The sequence below is a fragment of the Tindallia californiensis genome, assembly GCF_900107405.1.
Taxonomy (GTDB): domain Bacteria; phylum Bacillota; class Clostridia; order Peptostreptococcales; family Tindalliaceae; genus Tindallia; species Tindallia californiensis.
In genome coordinates, this window is the sequence record NZ_FNPV01000002.1 from 287,885 (window position 1) to 309,479 (window position 21,595).

General features: G+C 39.0%; 17 protein-coding genes. 5 read left to right on the plus strand and 12 right to left on the minus strand.

What is annotated here, in order from left to right:
* Positions 1-42: 42 nt before the first annotated feature.
* The 4 genes from BLV55_RS03500 to BLV55_RS03515 all read right to left on the minus strand — a co-directional run bounded on the left by BLV55_RS03500 (position 43) and on the right by BLV55_RS03515 (position 5,251).
* On the minus strand, positions 43-1,674 hold the full coding sequence (locus BLV55_RS03500; protein ID WP_093311172.1) for an amidohydrolase: 1,632 nt from the start codon (positions 1,672-1,674) through the stop codon (positions 43-45).
* 112 nt (positions 1,675-1,786) lie between these two features.
* Positions 1,787-3,049: a Glu/Leu/Phe/Val family dehydrogenase gene (locus BLV55_RS03505; RefSeq protein ID WP_093311174.1), complete on the minus strand. Its 1,263-nt coding sequence runs from the start codon at positions 3,047-3,049 to the stop codon at positions 1,787-1,789.
* A 242-nt stretch (positions 3,050-3,291) separates the two neighbouring features.
* A complete protein-coding gene (locus BLV55_RS03510; RefSeq protein WP_093311176.1) occupies positions 3,292-4,116 on the minus strand; it encodes a DegV family protein in 825 nt (274 codons plus the stop codon).
* 181 nt (positions 4,117-4,297) lie between these two features.
* A complete protein-coding gene (locus BLV55_RS03515; RefSeq protein ID WP_093311179.1) occupies positions 4,298-5,251 on the minus strand; it encodes a nucleoside recognition family protein in 954 nt (317 codons plus the stop codon).
* Positions 5,252-5,355: 104 nt separating this feature from the next.
* Between BLV55_RS03515 and BLV55_RS03520 the strand changes: the two genes are divergently transcribed.
* Both BLV55_RS03520 and BLV55_RS03525 read left to right on the plus strand, forming a co-directional pair.
* Complete coding sequence (locus tag BLV55_RS03520; RefSeq protein ID WP_093311181.1) at positions 5,356-5,820, plus strand: universal stress protein; 465 nt, start codon at positions 5,356-5,358, stop codon at positions 5,818-5,820.
* Positions 5,821-5,973: 153 nt separating this feature from the next.
* On the plus strand, positions 5,974-6,711 hold the full coding sequence (locus tag BLV55_RS03525; protein ID WP_093311182.1) for a rhomboid family intramembrane serine protease: 738 nt from the start codon (positions 5,974-5,976) through the stop codon (positions 6,709-6,711).
* On the opposite strand, the gene BLV55_RS03530 is transcribed toward BLV55_RS03525, so the two are convergent.
* Positions 6,690-7,877 carry an amidohydrolase gene (locus BLV55_RS03530; protein ID WP_093311185.1) on the minus strand — a complete coding sequence of 396 codons (1,188 nt, stop codon included), beginning with the start codon at positions 7,875-7,877 and terminating at the stop codon, positions 6,690-6,692. The genes BLV55_RS03525 and BLV55_RS03530 overlap by 22 nt on opposite strands.
* Positions 7,878-8,067: 190 nt before the next feature.
* On the opposite strand from BLV55_RS03530, the gene BLV55_RS03535 reads away from it, so the two are divergent.
* Together BLV55_RS03535 and BLV55_RS03540 are read left to right on the plus strand one after the other, a co-directional pair.
* A complete protein-coding gene (locus BLV55_RS03535) occupies positions 8,068-8,835 on the plus strand; it encodes an esterase family protein (protein WP_093311187.1) in 768 nt (255 codons plus the stop codon).
* Between the two features lie 55 nt (positions 8,836-8,890).
* Positions 8,891-9,586: a type 1 glutamine amidotransferase gene (locus BLV55_RS03540; protein ID WP_093311189.1), complete on the plus strand. Its 696-nt coding sequence runs from the start codon at positions 8,891-8,893 to the stop codon at positions 9,584-9,586.
* Between the two features lie 95 nt (positions 9,587-9,681).
* Here BLV55_RS03540 and BLV55_RS03545 read toward each other — a convergent pair whose 3' ends face one another.
* The 6 genes from BLV55_RS03545 to BLV55_RS03570 all read right to left on the minus strand — a co-directional run bounded on the left by BLV55_RS03545 (position 9,682) and on the right by BLV55_RS03570 (position 18,821).
* Positions 9,682-11,628, minus strand: coding sequence for a BCCT family transporter (locus BLV55_RS03545; protein WP_093311192.1), 1,947 nt, complete (start codon positions 11,626-11,628; stop codon positions 9,682-9,684).
* Between the two features lie 202 nt (positions 11,629-11,830).
* The gene (locus tag BLV55_RS03550; protein WP_093311193.1) at positions 11,831-12,385 is read right to left on the minus strand and encodes a LemA family protein; all 555 of its coding nucleotides are present in this window, start codon (positions 12,383-12,385) and stop codon (positions 11,831-11,833) included.
* 80 nt (positions 12,386-12,465) lie between these two features.
* Complete coding sequence (locus BLV55_RS03555; RefSeq protein ID WP_093311196.1) at positions 12,466-14,400, minus strand: DUF2207 domain-containing protein; 1,935 nt, start codon at positions 14,398-14,400, stop codon at positions 12,466-12,468.
* A gap of 154 nt (positions 14,401-14,554) precedes the next feature.
* Positions 14,555-16,546, minus strand: coding sequence for an alpha-amylase family glycosyl hydrolase (locus tag BLV55_RS03560; RefSeq protein ID WP_242870020.1), 1,992 nt, complete (start codon positions 16,544-16,546; stop codon positions 14,555-14,557).
* Positions 16,547-16,629: 83 nt separating this feature from the next.
* Positions 16,630-17,376, minus strand: a complete 747-nt coding sequence (locus BLV55_RS03565; RefSeq protein ID WP_093311199.1) for an IclR family transcriptional regulator — start codon at positions 17,374-17,376, stop codon at positions 16,630-16,632.
* A 68-nt stretch (positions 17,377-17,444) separates the two neighbouring features.
* Positions 17,445-18,821, minus strand: a complete 1,377-nt coding sequence (locus BLV55_RS03570) for a tryptophanase (RefSeq protein WP_330386566.1) — start codon at positions 18,819-18,821, stop codon at positions 17,445-17,447.
* 347 nt (positions 18,822-19,168) lie between these two features.
* Between BLV55_RS03570 and BLV55_RS03575 the strand changes: the two genes are divergently transcribed.
* Positions 19,169-19,666 carry a QueT transporter family protein gene (locus tag BLV55_RS03575; RefSeq protein WP_093311201.1) on the plus strand — a complete coding sequence of 166 codons (498 nt, stop codon included), beginning with the start codon at positions 19,169-19,171 and terminating at the stop codon, positions 19,664-19,666.
* A 107-nt stretch (positions 19,667-19,773) separates the two neighbouring features.
* On the opposite strand, the gene BLV55_RS03580 is transcribed toward BLV55_RS03575, so the two are convergent.
* On the minus strand, positions 19,774-21,519 hold the full coding sequence (locus tag BLV55_RS03580) for a sensor domain-containing diguanylate cyclase (RefSeq protein ID WP_093311204.1): 1,746 nt from the start codon (positions 21,517-21,519) through the stop codon (positions 19,774-19,776).
* Between the last annotated feature and the right edge of the window lie 76 nt (positions 21,520-21,595).

A 21,595-nucleotide genomic window follows, 5' to 3' on the forward strand; every position in this document is an offset into this window, starting at 1 on the left:
CAACCATTCCTTATTGTAACATGTTATCCTAAATACTTGAAGCTATTCCTTCGACCATTTTATTTCTCCGCCAACCATTGTCATACATACACTGATGTCTTTCAATTCCATTGGGTCTACCACAAAGGGATCTTTATCTACTAACACCATATCCGCCAGCTTCCCCTCCGTAAGGCTTCCCTTGTCATTCTCTTCGTAAGAAGCGTATGCCGCATTCACCGTATAGGTTTTTATTGCCTCTTCCACTGTTAATGCCTGTTCTGGAAGCCACCCATTCTTAGGATTTCCCTCTCGATCTTTACGATTAACGGCTGCGTAAATCCCATAGAAAACATCCGGTGTCTCCACCGGTATATCGGATCCACCGGTTAAACAGATTCCCATATCTGTTAATATTCTCCAGTTATGTGCATCCTTCTCCCGATCGTTTCCTATGCGTTTGCTCATCATGGACCAGTCTGTCGCTGTTTGTGCTGTTTGTATATTTAAGCATACATTTATTTTTTTTAATCTTTCGTATAGTTTTCTATCTCCCACCTGACAATGAACAATACGGTGGCGAAGATTTTTGGGATTTTCTTTCTGCACTTTTTCATAAGCTTCAATAATCATTTCTAAAGAAGCATCGCCAATAGAGTGAAGGCATACCTGCATATTTTCCTCATGAGCTAACTTAACATTCTCATACAGCTCCTGTTTTTCATAAACCAGTATTCCTTTATTCCCAGGATCGTCCGAGTAATCTTTTCTCAACGCTGCCGTCCGAGCACCAATGGTTCCATCGCACCATTGCTTTATCGGACCTGTTTTATAATAAAAATCCCCTTGTCCAGTTCTATTACTTCCCTGTAAAAACCGTAGAATATCTTCTTTTTTCGGTAATGATATCTTTTGGTATATCCGTATTGGCAATTCTTTCATCTTAGCCATTCTGCCATAAGTCTCTGCTATATGTTCAAAATCTCCGCTATATCCCAAATCATAAGAATCTTCTGTATGGACGGAAGTAATACCGTATTTAAGCAATTCGGCTGAACCTTTCAAAATTCCTTTACGAATATAGGCGTGGTCATCTACGACGCACCGATTCTTCTTAAACCATTCCAAAGAAGCTTCACGAATAATGCCATTAGGTAAGCCTGCATTATCACAGTCGAAGGAACCTCCTGCTATATGCGTATGTTTATCCACACCAACCTCTTCCAAGGCTAAACTGTTAACAGAACCAATATGACCACAGGTCCGAAGAAGTAAAATAGGATTTTTGGTACTGATCTTATCTAAATCATGCCGATTTGGAAAACGAGGGTCTTCCCCAAAATTATTTTGATTCCATCCTCTTCCAATAATCCATTGTTTATCAGTAACTTTATGTTCTTCTATATAGCGCCTGCAACGTTCTATGATATCCTCAATACCATCGGCATCGGAAAGATTAACCGTCATCAGAGATATTCCATATCCGACCAAATGAGTATGTGTGTCAATAAATCCTGGCAACATTGTTTTTCCATTCATATCGATCATTTGCGTTGATTTATTCACCAACTGCATGATCTCCTTTTGACTGCCTACTTGTAAGATTCGATCTTCTTCTACAGCCATCGCTTCACATATCCGCCCATCCATGGTATATATTATTCCATTCATAAACACTTTGTTCCTGCTGTCCATTCTTAATCAGCTCCTTCTGAGAGATTACCTTGATCATACCTTGGTTCCCTGAACAGGTCAAGAAAAGAAAAAAACCGCCTCTACAATAGAGACGGCTTGAAAGCATTTATTTTTAGTACCACCCGCGTAATTTCATTGCATCAGCAACACGTTTAATAGACATCATATAAGCGGCTGTTCTCATATCTACATTATGCTCTTCTTTCAGTGCCCAGATATCATCAAAGGCTTTATTCATAGAGTTTTCCTGTTTTTTCTGAACCTCGTCAAATGTCCAACTATATCTCATAAGATTTTGTACCCATTCAAAGTAGGATACTGTAACGCCTCCAGCATTTGCTAGTATATCAGGAATAACCAAAATACCTTTATCGTTCATAATTTTATCGCCTTCTGGCGTTGTTGGACCATTCGCTCCTTCAGCAACTATTTTTGCTTTTACCTGATCTGCTGTTTCAGATGTAAAGACATTTTCAAGTGCACAAGGCATAAGGATATCAACTTCAAGACCAATCACGGCATTTCGATCAATCTCTTCTTCTGCCCCAGGGAAACCGGTAATCATTTTATTCTTGTTTCCTTTGGCGTACTCCATCAATTCTTTGATGTTCAATCCGTTGTTATTCACAAGAGTGCAGGATACGTCAGAAACAGCAACCACTTTAGCACCCATTTCTTCCATATACATAGCCGCATAGCTACCTACGTTTCCAAAACCTTGAACAGCAACACGAATTCCATCCAGATTAAGATCAAGTTTTTTCGCTGCATATCTTGCCATAATAGCAACACCAAATCCAGTAGCTTCTGTTCTGGCAAGCGATCCATAATAGGTAACCGGTTTACCAGTAAATACTCCTGGCTCAAAGCGACCGGTTGTTTTTTCATACTCATCTACCATCCATGCCATCACTTGACCATTTGTGCCAACGTCAGGAGCAGGAATATCTATTTTTTCTCCGATAATAGGCGCAATGGCTCTTGCGTAACCTCTTGAAAGTCTTTCCATTTCTCCTTCAGAAAGCTCGAAAGGATCAGCAATGACTCCGCCTTTACCACCACCGTATGGAACTCCAACAACGCCACATTTGAAGGTCATCCACGTAGATAATGCTTTTACTTCATCTTCATTTACATCTTGATGAAAACGAACTCCACCCTTAAAGGGACCTACTGCATCATTATGTTGCGAACGATAACCTACAAAAGTTTTGATGCTTCCATCATCCATTTTTACCGGAATGGAAACCTCAAGAACTCGGATCGGATTTTTAAGAATTTCATACACTTCCTGTGGAGTACCTAGCTTGTCACACGCTGACTTAACCTGTTGTTGTGCAATTACAAACGGATTGTTCACACCTTTTTCTGCCATTTGACTGCCTCCTTTATCTTTGGTTGATATTTCGAGTGACGGTTTAAGTTTTTTGAGATTAACAAAAACGTTTTCCCCTTGCCGTCTGAGAACTTTCATTCTGCAACCGTTTTCTGTTAATTCCAACCTTTCAACAAGCTCTGTTTATTGAAAAAACCTAATCACGCCCTCATACTCAGTTAGAATTATAACATACCTGTTTAGAAAGTGGTAGGTATTTCCCTAAAAATATGGGTATTCGCCTAGAAGCAGACTAAAAGCCCACCAATTCCTGCATGAGTCCCAATCACCGGCCCCATAGTAGTTAGGATAACCTCCGAAGGATTGAACCTTTCAATAATCTCATCCTTTAGCTTCTGTGCTTCTTCTAAGCAATCACAATGGGTAATCCCAACAATCTGATCGCTATAATCTGCTTTCTTTTTCTCCATTTCTTCTAACAATACCCTAATGGCCTTCTTTTTTCCTCTTAGAGTTTTAAGAACACGAACATAGCCATCTTCTACGTGAACGACTGGTTTAAGGTTTAACAAGTTGGAAATAAACTCTTTTGGTCTGCTTACCCGCCCGCCTTTTACAGCGTTCTCCAATGTTTCTAAATAAACAACGACTCTTAGCTGTTCTCGATATTCCTTAATTTTTTCAAGAACTTCTGATTTTTCAAGACCTTCTTTTGCCAACTGACATGCCTTTAATACTTGAAGACCCACGCCCAAGGAGCCACTAAGCGTATCAAAAACCTCTATATTACCCTTTATTCCTTCTTTTGCCTGTCGAGCGCCTTCATATGTACCACTTAAACAAGAAGATAAGTGAATGCTCAGTAGATCCTCACTCTCCTTTAAGCCTTCCGTAAATCGGTCTATAAAGGATTGTGGAGATGGTTGGGATGTTTTGGGCAAGCTAGCAGACGTGGACATCTTTTCAAAAAATTCTTCGTGGCTCAGATTTACTCCGTCCACATAATCAATGCCATCAATTTCTATTCTTAGAGGCACTACTAAAACATTAAATTTTTCAATTAATTCACTAGGTAAATCACAGGAACTGTCTGTAATAATTCTCACACTTTCTCCCCCTTTATCAAATGTGATGCTCCTTATTGATCATCTTCCATATGTTCTACTATGTATACCAATGTACTTTCTTTCTCATCTTTACTATCGCTATTATATCCATCCACATAGTCATATGCAAGCATATTTGTCAATACGCTTCCGTCTCTTAACAACAAGGTTTGTATTTTTGTTAAAATATAAGCATATGCATGGCTCCTCTGAGTATAATGCCTAAAACAGCCGCTATCATTGCTGGTCTTGCTACTCGAGCCACCCTCTCTCCCGCCGCTAAAAAAATGGCAACTCCAACAGGATCCAAAGGATTTAAGGTAAACCCTGCTATTCGGTTTAACTCTTCGACCGTCATGGCCCCTTCGTTTACTAGCTCTATTACAATGGCCATCATAGCTGTTCCACCTGCAATAAATTTTGTTACGATGGGCAATACGGCCACGCCTGGTATCCCTATCATTTCAAGCAGCGGTCCTGCCCAAACTTCCATCCAGCTAATAAGTCCTATGCTTCGCATCATATTAACAAGAAACACAGCTAAAATTAGTGGAGGCATTGATTTTGCTGCAATCATCATCCCTTCTTCTCCACCTTTAAATAAAACAGCAATCATTCCCGTTTTTCCTTTTATTTTTTCTTCTTTAGTAGCAACGACCTGCTCTTGTTTTCCAGTTTCAACTATATACTCATCATCTTTTCCTATCATTTTATACGCTACAAGACTTGCAACACATCCACATATAACAGAAGTTGCCATTCCAACAGGAATATTAAGCCCAACAACCGCTAAAGGAAACGTCGCATTTGCCTGTGCCATAACCAAAATAGCAGCCATCGTAGCTCCTATCTTTGCATCACTTATCTGCGAATCACGCTCCATTAGTTTTAAGGTAGAAACCGGTGCAGCAAAGCTAACAAACAACATTTGCAGAATGGCAAAGACGCCCATTCCCGGCAAGCCAACTTTTGATAGTAAAGGAGCTGATAGGTTTGCTGTTTTTTGTAAAACACCTCTGTCTTCCAGCAATTTCATAATGGCCATCATCACAACCATTACTGGCAAGATAATGTATAGCGAAAGTTCAACACCTGTTTTTCCAGCGTCAAGAATCATATTAACAACAGATTGCATCATAACTCCTCCTGATAATAGTTTTGAGTGAAATTCTTTCAAATGGGGTATTTAAGTAATAGATGCTTCTTTATTTGAGTGAATCGGTATAAAATCGAAAGGGTGTGATTGTATTGAAATTACTCGTTTGTGTTGACGGTTCCAAACAAGGTTGGAAAGCTTTGAACAAGGCAATTGAAATCGCTTCCGGTTGTTCCATTAACGAGGTTACCCTCATCCATGTCTATGAAAGTGTTGAAAAAAACTATTGGATTGCAACTGGTGAAGGTTATTATCCAACAGAAGAGGATTTTGAAAAATTAAAAGGTCTTCAGCAAAACATGGCCGAAAAACGTAAAAAAATGTTAGATGAATGTGCGGCCAAGTTCAAGGAAGAAGGTATCAATCCAGGAATTCTTTTAGAAGAAGGTCACCCCGCCCATACCATTGCCAGAATTGCCGACGATGGTAATTACGATATGATTATTATGGGTAATAGAGGTTTAGGAGGACTTAAAAAAATATTCCTGGGTAGTGTCAGCAATGCTGTCATTCAAGAAACCAAAGCAAGTGTTCTGGTAGTAAAATAGGTTAGTGCAAGGGGCACATAAGCATGGTGCCCCTATTTCATTATTCATCAGATAACCTCCAGTCAACAGGCAATTTTTTCGATCCTTTTTCTTTTTATCCGATGACTACTACCGTGAAAACTCTGTTTATCATAACGACAAAGGATGATCCCTATGATTCCACTTCGAGATAGTGTTCCCAGCCGAAAAATTCCATTTATTACCTATCTACTCATTGCAACCAATGTGCTTATTTTTATTTTTATCAAAACCTTAAGCCGTACCCAACTTCATCTTCTTGTTTTTCATTTTGGGTTTATTCCTGCCCGCTTGTCATCCCTGCTTCTGCATGACTCATCGGTAGTAATCACCGAAGCGATCCTTCCTATGGTGAGCAGCCTTTTCATTCACGGAAGCTGGTTTCATCTTATCAGTAACATGTGGAGTTTATGGCTTTTTGGAGATAATGTAGAAGACAATGTGGGACATATCAAATACTTTCTTTTCTATCTACTCGCCGGTATATTCGCCTCATTCATTCATTTTATTTTCAATGTCTCTTCTCCTATACCTGTTATAGGCGCATCAGGAGCTATATCGGCTGTTATGGGCGCCTATGTGGTTATGTTTCCTTTTGCACGAATCACAACGCTAATTCCTCTTTTATGGATTCCTTTTTTCATCAAGGTTCCTGCTATTTTCTTTATGGGGATATGGTTTTTTTCTCAGATAACCTCTGGTATATCAACGCTTATTCATACTGAGCTAGGCGGCGGTATTGCCTGGTGGGCTCATATTGGTGGTTTTATCTTTGGAACCCTTATTATTAACTTTATTCGTACTCAATCATGGCGTTATCGATGTTCACCTTATGATGAACATTACAACTGTTATGATAACTCAGACCGATGAGTAAAATCTTTTGCTACCTGATTCCTAAATGTCTTATCTGTTAAAAGTTCATAACCAATGGCTGCCAATGCAATCGCGCTTTTAAGAATGACTTCATCGGCTCTTTCTGAAGAACTGGCCATTGCATATTCATAGGTATGTGGCGCAACGGCTGCATCTACAATTCCCACATAGGGATGCATGATCGGCATTACATCCGATAAATTTCCAATGTCCGAAGATCCGGCTGGTTCTTCCGGATCAGCAACGTTCATCTCTTCCCCTTGTAATTCCATATATGCCTTAAATCTTTCTTCCATACTACCATTAGAATATCGCTCTGCATATATTTCATCATGACAAAACTCAACTTGCGAGCCATTTTTATCTGCTTCTTCCCTAGCAAAGCTTTTTATTTGTTCTATAACCTGTTGTATTTCAGTCTTTCGTTTTGCGCGGATCAAGAACTTTCCGCATGAATAATCAACAATGACGTTGGAAGCAGAGCCTCCAGCTGTTATAATTCCATTTACAATCACTTTAGGGGGATATTTTGATTTTTGTTTTTCTATTCGATTAAATACTTGTATCAAAGGATATAATGCATCGATTCCGTTTTCCGGCTTTGATGAGTGGGCAGGTTTACCATGAAATTCAATAATGAGTTCACAGCAGGCTGTGCTATTTCTTTTTATCAGAGATTGATTGGATGGATGCATCATCAAGGAAAAATCCACATCATCAAATGCTCCTCCCTGAATCATAAGAATTTTTCCTCCTCCATTTTCTTCTGCCGGTGTTCCTAAAAGCATAATAGAGCCACAAAGGTCTCCAGCCATTTCCTTAAGCGCTAGCGCCGCACCAACGGAACTTGCCGCAATAAGGTTATGACCACAAGCATGACCTATTTCTGGCAATGCATCATATTCTGCCAAAAAAGCAATCGCCGGACCTTCTTCTCCTTTACAAGTTTTCGCTTTCAATGCGGTTTCAATATTAGCTGTCTTTCTTTCAACAGCAAACCCTTCCTTTTCCATAATGGATGCAATTTCATCCGATGCCTTATATTCACAAAAAGCTAGCTCTGGTTCTTCATGCAACTTTTTACTTAGTCCTAATAATACAGATTGTTTCTTTATGACATGTTTTTTAGCGCGTTCAAGTATCCACTCCATTGTAGCTTCCATTTAATGCACCTCCAAAAATTGTTTTCCCTGATACTGTAGCACCATTATATCAGAAAGAATTCCTTATTCGAAGTGTTAACGATTTCAATCATTTCAGAATCATGATACAATAATAGCAGGAAAATAGTACCTTTTAGTATAGCCCCAAGTATTTTCGCCGGAAACGAACTGTGGTTAGGAGGTTAAGGTAATGGATATTTGTTATCAACACTTTCACAGCAAATACTTAAACCGTGTCATGGAATTTAAGCGTTATGGTTCCAGCGGTAAACCGATGATGGCATTCCCTTCTTCGGGTGGACGATTTTTTGAGTATGAAGACTTTAAAATGATCGAAGCTTGTCAACCTTTTATCGAGCAAAGTCTTATTCAGGTGTTCACACCTGACAGTATTGATCACGAAAGTTGGCTGGAGGACGATGTTTGGCCTGGAGACAGGGCTCATAAACACAATCTATATGATCAGTATATTGTCCAGGAACTCGTGCCCTTTATTCTTAGTAAAGCCGATTATCAAGGCAAACTGATCACTACAGGATACAGTATGGGCGGATATCATGCTGCAAACTTTTTCTTCCGACATCCCTACATCTTCGACACATTAATTGCCTTAAGTGGAATCTATGACCTTCGTTATTTTGTAGGACATCATTTGGATATCCATAATGTCTATATCAATTCTCCTGTTGACTACCTGGCAAACCTATCCGATTCAAACTTCCTTGAACAGTATAAACAAAGTACTATTATCATTTGTACAGGAACCGGAGACTGGGAAGAAAATTCTATCCAACATACCAATCAAATAAAACGCGTCCTAGAAGAAAGAGAAATACCTGCCTGGATCGACTATTGGGGAAGTGATGTAAATCACGACTGGCCTTGGTGGCGAAAACAAACAGCCTATTTCCTTGGAGAACTCCATCGGCAAGGAAAACTTTCACAGCCTATCCCTTAACAAATCTACCCTTACTTTAATAACATTATTCCTAACAACAGGAGGAATCTCTTTTATGGTTTTGGTACTCAATTTCTTTCTAAAAGATGCATTTGCGGATACTTTTAATCAGGTGATCCAAAAACAACTGGATGACGCAAATGTATCCTGCAATTTTATACGTATTTCTACAGCTACTACAACCAAGGAAATACAGTTACAGAGTCACGACGCTACCCATTTGATTCTATCCGGATCAGAAGCGTCTACGTTAGATGACATGGGTTGGGAAAAAGAAATCCAGGAAATTGTTACCTATTTTATGGAAAGCAAAATGCCAATTCTTGGAATCTGCTATGGTCACCAACTTTTAGTAAGGCTCCTAGCTGGGAAAAAATATTTACAAAAGTCACCCCATCCAGAAATTGGTTGGGGGCACATAAACATCGTTGACAACCCTCTGTTTTCAGGAATTAAGGATCCTATTTGTCTTTTAGCTCATTACGACGAAGCCATAGACCTGCCGGAGGATTTCCATATTTTAGGTTCTTCTGCAAAATGCGCTGTCCATGGCTTCCAATATAGGGAGCTTCCCGTTTGGGGAGTTCAGTTTCATCCAGAGTATGATCCGGAGTCTGGACAAGAACTGTTTGATGATCTGAAAGCCAATGACCCCCATTACCATGCTTATTATGAAAACAAGCTGACCCATGCCAATCAGCTTCAACAAAACAAACTGCTTTTTACTAATTTTGTCACGATGACATTATAGAACTCATTTTAATTACAGTTGATTTCATTGATTTCCCCATGTTCTTCCTTGGCAAAAACCTAAAGAGTCAGGCTTTTTCAACCTGACTCTTTGTTTTATTCCTTAAATTCTTCTTCTAAAGCATCATCAACCACTACCTCAGAAATTGCTTCTGTTAAAATATGTTTCTCTTCTACTTGTTTCAATCTCAGACGAACCGCCTCTTCCACTTCAAACTCCTGATTAAAACCTTGGTACAGAGAATAAATAATTAAAAGTAATATCACCGCAAACGGTAATCCTGTAATAACTGTTGCTGTCTGCAGGGCTATCAATCCGCCTCCAATTAAAAGAGTTGCCGCTACTACCCCTTCCATGCAAGCCCAGAACACACGTTGAGGAACAGGAGAGTCCAATTTCCCACCAGAAGTTAGGTGATCAACTACTAATGATCCGGAATCAGAAGAAGTGACAAAAAAGACCGTCACAAGAATGATACCAATCACCGATAAGAGCCTTGCCATCGGAAGATTTTCCAGCATGGCAAACAATGCAATCGAAGCATCTATCTCCACCGCCGATACTATATCAGCAACGCCTGTTAGTTGAATATTAATGGCCGTACTTCCAAAGACGGACATCCATAGAAAGGAAACGAGGGTAGGAAACAACATGACTCCGAGAATAAACTCCCGTACAGTTCTCCCCTTAGAAACTCTTGCGATAAACATTCCCACAAAAGGTGACCAAGAAATCCACCATGCCCAATAAAAAATAGTCCAGCCACCTTGCCAATTAGTGTCTCTGAAAGTTTCTGTCCACATACTCAGCTCAGAAAATTTAGCGATATAATAACCAATGTATTGAGATAGACCATTTAGAATATATACGGTAGGCCCAAGAATTAGCACTAAAAGCATAAAGATGCCTGCTAGTCCCATATTAATTTCACTTAATTTTTTGACGCCGCCATCTAGTCCTAATACTACGGATATGGTTGCAAAACCAGTAATAACCGCTATCAATATAACCTGTGTTCCTGTATTAATACTAAGTCCAAATAAATAATTTAACCCTCCATTGATCTGAGTAACTCCAAGCCCTAAAGACGTAGCTAGCCCTGTCAATGTTGCTAATACTGACAAAACATCGATCATATTTCCCCAAAATCCATATATTTTGTTTCCAATTAACGGATAAAAAATAGATCGAATGGTTAGAGGAAGTCCTCTGTTAAACGCAAAAAAAGCCAGTCCCAAGCCTACAATAGAGTAAATTGCCCAGGGATGAATTCCCCAATGATAAAAAGTGGTTACCATAGATGCTTGGGCTGCTTTAGCCGAGTTTGGTTCAATGCTTCCAAACATCGGGGAGGGTGTGTTAAGATGTAGAATCGGCTCACCGACACTCCAAAACATAAGACCAATTCCCATCCCGGCACTCATTAGCATTGCATACCAACCAATTTTACTAAACTCTGGCTGAGCATCATGCCCACCAATTTTAATTTTTCCAAATTTCCCAAAAGCAAATACCAATGCAGCTACAATAAATATATTAGCCACCATTACAAAGAACCAACCAAAATTGGAAGTAATAAAATTCAACGTATTTTGAAATACAGCTTCAGCCTGAGCAGGGTAAATCAATGTCATTGCAATAAAAATAACCAATAAAAAAGAAGAAAGCAACGTTACCTGAGGATGGATGTCAAAACCAAAGCCTTCCCAATTGTTTTCGCCTGGCTCTTCCATTCCGGATTCATCAAATAATGACGCCGTCGGTTTAATCTGAAGGCCCTTAAAGGGTGGTCTTTCTTTAATCGCTTTTTTTCTTGCCTCTGCCTCCGCTTTTTTTAATTTTTTCGCAAGGGCTCTTTTTGATAATATTTCCTGCCTTTTCTCTTCTTTTAACCGCTTTTCTTCCTCTCTAAGCCGTTTCTCCTCTTCTCTCTTCTGCTTCGCCAGCTCTTTTTTTTTCTCTTCATATCCTTTTTTCAGTTCTTTCTCTTCTTCTTTAAGCTTTCTTTCTTCGTCCTTGAGTCTTTTTCGTTCTTCTTCCATACACAAAACCCCTCCAAGCAATATAGATAAAACCATATGATATATTCAGTTTTCGATTCTAACATGTATATAACCAAAAATCCAATCGGCAAACAGATAACCAGCTATTTTTCCAGCTTTAAGGTCAAGCTTTTCCCAAACAGAAAAGAGACCAGCCATAAACTAGGTCCCTTTATCAATCCTTATAAACAGGTGACAACCACTAAAAACGAACTTGTACCGCTTCTCTTTCCGAAGCTTGAACCGCTTCGAAATAGGAAATAAATTGAAAACCCATGACTCCTGCTAATACATTGCCCGGGAAGGTTTGAATCTTTGTATTATACTTCATCGCTGTATCATTATAAAACTGTCGGCTATAGGCAATTTTATTTTCTGTATCCGATAAATCTTGTTGTAGTTTCGAGAAGTTATCGCTGGCTTTTAACTCTGGATAGGCTTCAGCAACAGCAAATAAGGATTTCAGCGCTCCTGAAAGTTGATTCTCTGCTTGTTGGCGTTGTTCAATGGACTGTGCCTGTAATGCTTCTGCTCTGGCCCTCGTTACTTGTTCAAAAGTCTCTTTTTCATGGGCCGCATAAGCTTTCACCGTTTCCACTAAATTAGGTATTAGATCTGCACGACGTTTTAACTGAACATCGATCTGTGCCCATGCGTTCTGAACGAAATTCCGTAATTTCACTGTATTATTGTAGAAAATCACCAATACGATAAAGAGTATCATCGTTGGTGCTAAAATCACCATTACATATTGCATCTGCATTCCCCTTTCACGATTTTTTTCTTATCGCCTTAAATTTTTTTCTTATTACCTTAAACATGATGTTTTTTTCGATATCAACGAAAATCAACACCACCTCCACCGGCGCCGCCTCCGCCACCACCAGAAAAGCCTCCACCACCACCACTGCTATCAGAGTCTTTGCTCTGAGCTACCTTATAACTTTCTTTTACTGATCTGGCAATGCTTTTCTCAGAATCTTCCATCATTCGGTTAAATCCTTCGAAATTCATCATGCCTGCGCTCATATACCATCCGTAACCAAATTGACGTCCATCCTGTTCCATATTAGGAAATACCATTTGCAGTTGTTTTATTACTTCTTTTGCAACACCTAATGGTATTGCATACACCAGGTATTGTTCCCAAATAACAAGAGAAGGAATTTGATGTTGATCCATGGCTGAAAAGTCTTGTAAAAATTTCCGGAAAGCTTTCCATCGCACATAATCTTCTAACCCTTTTTTCGAATACCTGGTCATTCCTTTTATTGTTAAAGCTCCTACAGCAGAAACCAAAATAAACGCTATGCCTAAAAAGTGAAATGCTGACCATTTTATTAGTATAACGCCAATCCCTGCAAAAAAAGCCACCAACCCAAAGTGAATGATTTTTTCTTTTTTTGATAAAGTTTCAAAAAAATCATCTTTTTGTGTCGTTTGTTCAATGGCATAACTTAAACCCTCATAATTGCTGTGAAAAGTATGTCGATTTGATTTTTTCTTGGTAAACTCTTCAATCTGCCCCAGCGTTACTTGTGCATTCGGCTGATGCTCATCCATTTGTCCAATATCCCAAAAAAGGAAACGTAAAAGCTTTTGTTCATAGAAGGATAAATCTTCTATGGGTTTGTTTTGGCGAATCAATCTATAATCCGTCTTTCTTCCTCGACTAAATATTCCTTTTTTTTCAGGTGCAAATTCTTGAATAACTAAATAACCACGTCTTCCAAGATCCATAATGGTTGCCATAATCATTTCTGGTTTATGCTTATTTTTATTCCAAAGCTGACCTAGCACGGCAGGAATATAGGTTCCTGGCAGTTCACGATAATAGTCTCCTACAAACTCAGCCTTATGGTACCTTGAAAATTGAAACCTTTTTGCAAAAAAGAACCCTACTCCTACAACCAACACCAACGGAAAACCATATAGATCCACTCTAGCCTGTCTTCTTTCTCGATTACTTTCATCCACCCATGCTTTTTCTTCTTCAAGAATTCTTGCTAATCCAGGTCCCTTGGAGAGATAATTTGCTTCCGGAACCAAGAAAGTAGGAAACACCACTCTTCCTTCAAACATCGTCTCTGCAGGCAAAGGCGAAACGTGCCACCGGACTTCATTTCCACTCAGTATATCTACCTCACCATATAAAGGACCATGACCCCAAGCTAAAATTTCATCCTGATTAGCTCCTTCAGGTAATTCAAGCTGAACCACAAAACTTCCAAAAGGACGTGGTGAATCAACACCCATAAATTGGTAATATAACTCCGCGACATCATCATGTACGGTTACGGCATCATGTACCCGATATTGAAAGGCATACGTTTTTTTTGTATTGTTAGCATTAATGCTCCAATCCAACAAAACACTACCACCTCGTTCTATCGCAACAAAGGTGCCCACAGGTCCTACCCAATAACGGAATTCCTGATTATTTTGGACACTGGTTATTTCTTCTATAGAGGTTGCAGGATCACCACTATGATAGGTTAAAGGCTCTCCATTTTCATAAACCGCAATATTTGATATTTCCATATGATGAAATAAATTTATCCACCGGGACATCCCGTTCCACTGGCCATCAAAGCGAACATCATAATATTCCATAACGTCCATGGATCCATCTGAGTTTATTTTTGCAACAACACTTACATACTCCATATCTACAGATCTAGCATGAACTGAAGTTATCCTTCCAATGCTCAAACAAAGGATTACCGTAAAAATAATAACCACTAACTTTTTACAAATTTTTCCACTAGACACTTTTTTCCCCCCTTTTATATCCTGAATGAGTACTTTGATAGTAAAATCGTATCATGCAGCCTTTTTCTTTTAACCACCCTTTAAGGGTAGTTTGTTTCAAATTAGATTCAAAAACTTCAAAATCCCCCTACCCAAAATGGGTAGGGGGATTGATTTAGAATGCTTTCAGAACCATTGCCGTCCGACTAGGCAAGTATACAAGGATACCTCGGTCTTTTGGGTGATTTTTCAGATCTACGGTTTTATAAACAAGCTGATGGTCAATATGCCCATCACCATCAAAACGCTTTTCGTCGGTACTTAAGACCACTTGGTATTTTCTGTCTTGATAAGTCGGAATTTCTAAGCCTTCAAATGATTTTTCAGGATGGAAATTATACAAAAACAAGTAGCCTTTCTTTTGATAACCAATTATTTTCTTTTCATTATCGATAGTTAAGCATTTTAGATCTGTCTCGCCCATAAGGTCTTGTTCTTTCATTAGCGAAACCATCGCTTTATCAAAAGCATTGAGATCTTTATAGCGAAGAAACGGACTTTCTGCTAAGGACCATTGCCGTCGGCAATACTTAAAACTCCATTGATTACCTTCTCTGGGAAAATCAATCCATTCCGGATGACCAAACTCATTCCCCATAAAGGTGAGATAGCCTTCTGATCCCAAGGAAATCGTAATCAGCCGCGCCATTTTATGCAAAGCGATGGCTCTGTCAATCACAATGCTTTGGCTTCCCTTTCCCATACTATCATACATTTCTTTATCAGCTAGTCGAAAAATAAATGTTTTATCTCCCACTAATGCCTGGTCATGAGACTCAACGTATCCAACTCTTTTTTCATTGGGGCGACTGGTAGATAATTCATGATACATCGCATTCATATCCCAATCCTCATCATTTTTTTCCAAGGTTTTTATCCAAAAGTCTGGCATACCCATCGAAAGACGATAATCGAAACCAATACCACCATAATGAATTGGAAGGCACATCCCCGGCATACCACTCATATCTTCCGCTATTGAAACAGCATCAGGTCTGACTTCTTTAATCAGCTCATTAGCAAGCTGCAAGTAGTTCAATGCTTCTACATCTGTATTAAGGCTAAAGTATTTTTCGTAATGGTCGAAAGCTGTTCCTAATCCATGATCATGGTAGATCATGGATGTAACACCATCAAACCGAAAACCATCAAAGTGAAACTCCTCCATCCAGTATTTTAAGCTGGACAGTAAAAAGTGAATGACTTCATGTTTTCCATAGTTAAATAATTTTGAATCCCAGGCCGAGTGAGTTCCTCTGCTTCCATCATGAAAAAACTGTTGAACGGTCCCGTCAAATCCATTGATACCTTCTGCCACATTTTTCACAGCGTGGGATTGCACTATATCCATCAAAACCGTTATTCCCATTTCATGAGCTTTGTTGATTAACGATTTTAATTCCTCCGGATTACCAAACCAGGAAGAAGCCGCAAAATAATTTGAAACATGATACCCAAAAGAAGCATAATAAGGGTGTTGCATGATAGCCATCATTTGAATTGTATTGTATCCCTGCTCCTTGATTCGCGGCAAAACCAGCTCTTCAAATTCACGATATGTTCCTATTCCTTCTTTTTCTTGCGCCATCCCTATGTGAACCTCGTAAATAAAAGGCGGTTGCCCTAGATCTACCTTAAAATCCTTATCTGTCCATTGAAACGGTTTTTCCGGATTCCATATTTGTCCAGAAAAATCATGGGTTTCTTTATCCTGAACAACTCTTCGTATATAAAGAGGAATTCTATCTTTCCCCTGCCCTTCTTTCACAACATGCACTTTGACTCTTGAACTATGGTGAAGAACATGGTTACCCGATAAATATATTTCCCATATTCCATTTTCCTTTTTTCTTAGTGGGTGTCGATACCGATCCCAGTGATTAAAGTCGCCCATTAAGTATAATGCATCTGCTGCCGGAGCCCATTCTCTGTAAATCCATCCATCCTTTTGTCTGTGAAAGCCAAAGTAATGATGTCCGTTTGCAAAATCATAAAGTTTGCCTTTCTCTTTAAGAAGTACCTCTTTTAACTTTTGATACCGGTTCATCCTTAGCTCTACATCATTTGCATACGGCTTTACCCACGGATCTATTTCCAGGATTTTCACAATACCACTCCTAACGCCGATTTCTTTCTCTAAATGTCATTATACCCTGTCGCATCTCTTTTCGCAATTTTATCAAAATCTTATTAAAACTTTGCCGAGATATCACTAGCGGCTTCTTTAACGATTCGAATCATTTTTTCTTCATCTTCAATTCGAAAAGTTGGAATTGAAAGGCTGATGGCTGCAATACAATGAGATAACTCATCGAAAATAGGGGCTCCATAACAGGTAAGTCCTGCTTCTACCTCTTCCCTATCGACTGCATACCCCTTTTGTCGAACCATTTGAATATGGTTCATGATCTGCTTCTTATCAATCATCGTTGAGTCTGTATACTGTTCTAATGCTTCAGAAGAACTCATCAAGCCATCTAAACATCCATTGCTATTGTAAGCTAACAGGCACTTTCCTACAGAGGTTGCATATAGCTTTCTTTTATCACCAATAGTAGGAGCCGCTGAAAACTGTCTTTCAGGATTTGCTTTCAAAACCGTTACCGCATAGAGACCCTGAACAATGGAAATATTAACACTTTCATTCACTTCCTGTACCAAAGATTGAATCTTATGCTGCGCTCTTTTTTTCAGTTGACTAACGATTTCTGTCTTACTCCCAATTAAATAAGGTTTAATCGTTAGATAATATTTTTTCGTTTCATTCTCGCGATAAACATAACCAGCTTCTTCTAATGTTACAATAAGCCGATGAGATGTGCTGGTTGGGTAGGTTAACGCTTCACTGATTTCCGAAATACTCCATGCGGGTTTTACCATGAACAATTCCAACACTTTTAGTGCTTTTATCACTGATTGTATGCTGCTGGTATTCATCTCTCAATATCCTCCCAAAAATTTCCATAAGCCAGAGAGTCCACCTCCGGCTTATGGAAATAATAGAACTACAGTGGTTTTAGTTTAGCTGTAAAGTGTCTTAAGATAGGGGGTTCCCACGTTATTTCATATCCTGTTAGCTGATCTGCTCTCTCTTTAATAGCTATTAATGCCTCTACAATAACATCCAAGTGGGATTGTGTATAAACTCTGCGAGGAACCGCCAACCTTGTAAATTCGAATTCAGACTCAATTTGTTCCCCTGTATCAGGATTGTTACCCATCATATAAGATCCAATATCACAAGATCTTATACCAGCTTCTTTATATAGCTCCAAGGCTAATGTCTGTGCCGGAAACTGATAATACGGAATATGAGGCAACATTTTTTTCGCATCGATAAACAAAGCATGTCCTCCTGCAGGGGATTGGTAAGCTATTCCTGCATTATCCAGTTTTGCTGCCAGGTATTCTATCTGCCCGATTCGATACTGTAAATAATCAAAACCGGTTCCTTCTTGTAGTCCTATTGCCATTGCTTCTAAATCACGACCAGCAAGTCCTCCGTAAGATATAAACCCTTCCAAAGGAATGGTTCGTGCCTTAACCGTTTCATATAAAGCTGTATCTTTTTTGATGCCAATTAACCCGCCCATATTAATGATCGCATCTTTCTTGGCACTCATGGTGAAAATCTCTCCATAACTGAACATCTCTCTGGCGATCTCCTTAATCGATTTATCCGCATATCCCTCCTCACGTTGTTTGATGAAGTATGCATTTTCTGCATAGCGAGCCGCATCAATACAAACCGGTATATTGTATTCTGCTGCTATTTTACTGGTTTCACGAATGTTTTCCATCGAAACCGGTTGCCCACCTGCACTATTATTGGTAACGGTTATAATAATAAGTCCTACTTTCTCTGAACCATACTTTTCTATCAGTGTGACCAGACGCTCGTTATCCATGTTTCCTTTGAAAGGATGGTAATTCACCGTATCCTGAGCTTCTTTAATAACACAGTCAATAGCTCTTGCTCCCGCCAATTCTACATGGGCTCGTGTCGTGTCAAAATGCATATTTGAAATAGCTACCTTTCCTTTTTCAAGATACATAGGCATCACTACTTTTTCCGCCGCTCTTCCCTGATGGACAGGTTGAAAATATTCATATCCAAAGATATCTTTTGCCGATTCCATTAATCGTTTAAAACTTCTGGAGCCAGAGTAAGCTTCATCACCCATCATGACACCGCCCCATTGTTGATCACTCATTGCTCCGGTGCCGCTATCTGTCAATAAGTCGATGTACACATCATCAGAATCTAAAGCAAACACGTTATAATTAGCCTGTTGAATTTTTTCTTCCCGTTCTTCTCTGCTTAATACTTTAATCGGTTCTACCATTTTAATCTTAAACGGCTCTGCATAATACTTCGTCACATGATCCTCTCCTATCTTCTGTTTTTCCCACATCATGGGAATCGTTCCCGTTTTTCAAGGCTAAAAAAAGCGGAACTCGCTTCCGATATCTCAATTTTATCTGATTGCATCATTTTTTACAAGTATTTCAGAAGGCTTTTGTAAATATTTTATCCGTTATTTACTCGATATCCAGATTTCAAATGTTGATTTCAAATCCACCTCATGCACTATCTATGTGTTTTTTTGTTTGCCATTTTGAAAATTATTTGCATTTTTCAAGAGAAGATGATATCCTGTATTAGCTATTTTAGAAAAGTCGGTTCGAAACCATCCCGACTCAAAACAAAACTACGGAGGTATAAAAAATGAACAAAAAAACACGTTTTATGGTGCATGCAGCTCTATTAGCGGCTATTTATGTCGTTATCACTATTGCTTTTGCACCCATCAGTTATGGACCAATTCAAATCCGAATATCGGAAATGCTGACGGTTCTACCTTTCTTTACCCCTGCTGCAATTCCAGGGCTGTTTATAGGCGCTTTGATCGCTAATGCTTATGGCGGACTGGGGATAATTGATGTAGTTGTTGGAAGTTCAGCAACCTTAATCGCTGCATTAATTACATTTAAGATGAAACGAAAAATGTTCGCTCCTCTTCCACCAGTCTTGGTAAATGCTGTGATTATTGGTGCTATGCTCAGTTATTTATTTCAGCTACCCTTGCTGCCTACCATGATTTATGTTGGATTGGGACAAGTAGTAGCATGCTATGGCCTTGGATACCCTTTTATGATGGCCATCGAAAAGTACGGATCCCGTTGGTGGATTAGCAAAAAAGACATCCTTAATTCTTCTAATTAATCCGATCAAACATCGGCACCTTAATTTCAGGTGCCTTTTTTATTGCTTCGAATCCTTGTCTTGCCAATTTTTCAACGATTATAAACGAATATGCCTCCTTAAGATATCTATTTTTCTGAAACTACCACTCTATTTCTACCAGTTGCTTTCGCCTGATACAAAGCTTCGTCTGTGCGACCCACCCAAGCTTCAATGGTTTCATCGCTTCGAAGCCCAGCTACTCCAATGCTTACCGTCACTGTTGGAATTTTAGGCGCTATATCGCTAAAATCTGTTTTTTCAAAGGTTTCTCTGATTCTTTCAGCAATCTGTGCCGTTTTATTTTCATCGATATGATAGAAAATAACCGCAAATTCCTCACCACCAATTCGACAGGCCGCATCTTCTTCGCGAATACTTTTCCTGATGACCTTAGCCAGATCCTTTAGAACACAATCCCCTTTCGGATGTCCATAAGTATCATTAAACTTCTTGAAAAAATCGATGTCAATATATATCAAAGCTACTCTGTTTTTCATACGGTCAGTGTTTTCCTGTAATTTTGAAAGGGCTGTATCAAAGTAACGACGATTAAAAACACCCGTAAGGCTATCCGTCATACTAATATGCGTCAGTTCTGTCGCTCTCTGATCTGCCTGTTCACGATGTTTCCTCAGCAAACGAATTCGATCAGCCAGTGCAAAAGATAATAAAATTGACTCTATGCCGACAGAGGCTGTGACAGCGTGAGCTGTCATAAGATTATGCTCAAGATACCCTAGTCCTCTAAGCACATAAGCGATCACTGTAGTGAACAAAACGGCTGTTGCACTGATATAATACTTTGAAATAATCTGACCTTTGTAATAGGCAGTGACCGCTGTAGTAAAGAGCAAGAAGGGTAATACAGTGCCCATTAAATAAGCAAGGCCATTTGCATAAAACTGATTTCCAGATAGCACTAAAATAATTCCCACGCTACACGTAGCAAAGCAACCATAAACTGGATATTTTGCTTGCGGAACAAAAATAGGCAGGTTAATAAAAGACCAAGCAAAAAGAAGAGCAAAGATAATAGCAATGAACGTTGTTGCCAGGGTATATAATTCCAATACCTCCCCTAAATCAAAGTCGATTATTTTAATAATCCCAGTTACACTCATTTGATAAATCGTCATAAACAAAATATATCCAACATAATACAGATATGTCTTATCTTTCATCGCAAAATAAAGCACCATATTGTAAAGCATCATCGCTAACATCGCACCATATACGAAGGACAGACTCATCAAGATCCGGTGCTGAGTTCCTGCAAAATCTTTTTCTTCCACCAGCCCTATTGAAAAGTTTTTTGAATAGATGCTTTCAACTTTACCATAAACATACTTTTCCGAATCAATATTTTGAGGTAATCGAAAAACAGGAAAAATGTATCCGGTTTCATCTTGTACCCCTGAATGACGAAATCCACCTAAAAATTGAACATACCTAGTCTTCTCTTTATCCTGTATCGGAATGTAAAGTTCTACCGACTCTATCCCTGAATAATCAAAATATAAAAGGTATTGATTACAAGACGCTAATATATTTTCTTCAAAATCATTCACCTTAAATCGTATCCAGTGAACGTCTTTTGTAAGTCCAAACTGAAAAACTCGTGACCCATGATTTTGAAATTCAAAAAAATCCGAATCCGCATCTGCTATCATTTCTTCAAAAACAACTTCACCGCTTGGATCTACCAAAAATTGTGCTATTTCGCCTACCATGAGTGGCGGCTTATTATTAGTATCCTCTGCTGCCCAACCTGTTATCCATCCGGTCAGGATCATTATACCAATCCATATGCCTATGACTATTTTTGTTTTCATCGTTGTCTCCTAAAAAATATTTTTTTCAGTAAAGTTTCTTTGTTTATACCCTTTTACTCTGTTTCATTAACTCAAT

Bases quoted from the DNA above. Each gene is read 5' to 3' on its own strand.
- BLV55_RS03535 (WP_093311187.1), top strand. From the start codon at position 8,068: ATGGATATTTGTTATCAACACTTTCACAGCAAATACTTAAACCGTGTC.
- BLV55_RS03565 (WP_093311199.1), bottom strand. From the start codon at position 17,376: ATGAATACCAGCAGCATACAATCAGTGATAAAAGCACTAAAAGTGTTG.
- BLV55_RS03580 (WP_093311204.1), bottom strand. From the start codon at position 21,519: ATGAAAACAAAAATAGTCATAGGCATATGGATTGGTATAATGATCCTG.
- BLV55_RS03515 (WP_093311179.1), bottom strand. From the start codon at position 5,251: ATGCAATCTGTTGTTAATATGATTCTTGACGCTGGAAAAACAGGTGTT.
- BLV55_RS03550 (WP_093311193.1), bottom strand. From the start codon at position 12,385: ATGCAATATGTAATGGTGATTTTAGCACCAACGATGATACTCTTTATC.
- BLV55_RS03500 (WP_093311172.1), bottom strand. From the start codon at position 1,674: ATGGACAGCAGGAACAAAGTGTTTATGAATGGAATAATATATACCATG.
- BLV55_RS03545 (WP_093311192.1), bottom strand. From the start codon at position 11,628: ATGGAAGAAGAACGAAAAAGACTCAAGGACGAAGAAAGAAAGCTTAAA.
- BLV55_RS03525 (WP_093311182.1), top strand. From the start codon at position 5,974: ATGATTCCACTTCGAGATAGTGTTCCCAGCCGAAAAATTCCATTTATT.
- BLV55_RS03505 (WP_093311174.1), bottom strand. From the start codon at position 3,049: ATGGCAGAAAAAGGTGTGAACAATCCGTTTGTAATTGCACAACAACAG.
- BLV55_RS03575 (WP_093311201.1), top strand. From the start codon at position 19,169: ATGAACAAAAAAACACGTTTTATGGTGCATGCAGCTCTATTAGCGGCT.
- BLV55_RS03540 (WP_093311189.1), top strand. From the start codon at position 8,891: ATGGTTTTGGTACTCAATTTCTTTCTAAAAGATGCATTTGCGGATACT.
- BLV55_RS03530 (WP_093311185.1), bottom strand. From the start codon at position 7,877: ATGGAAGCTACAATGGAGTGGATACTTGAACGCGCTAAAAAACATGTC.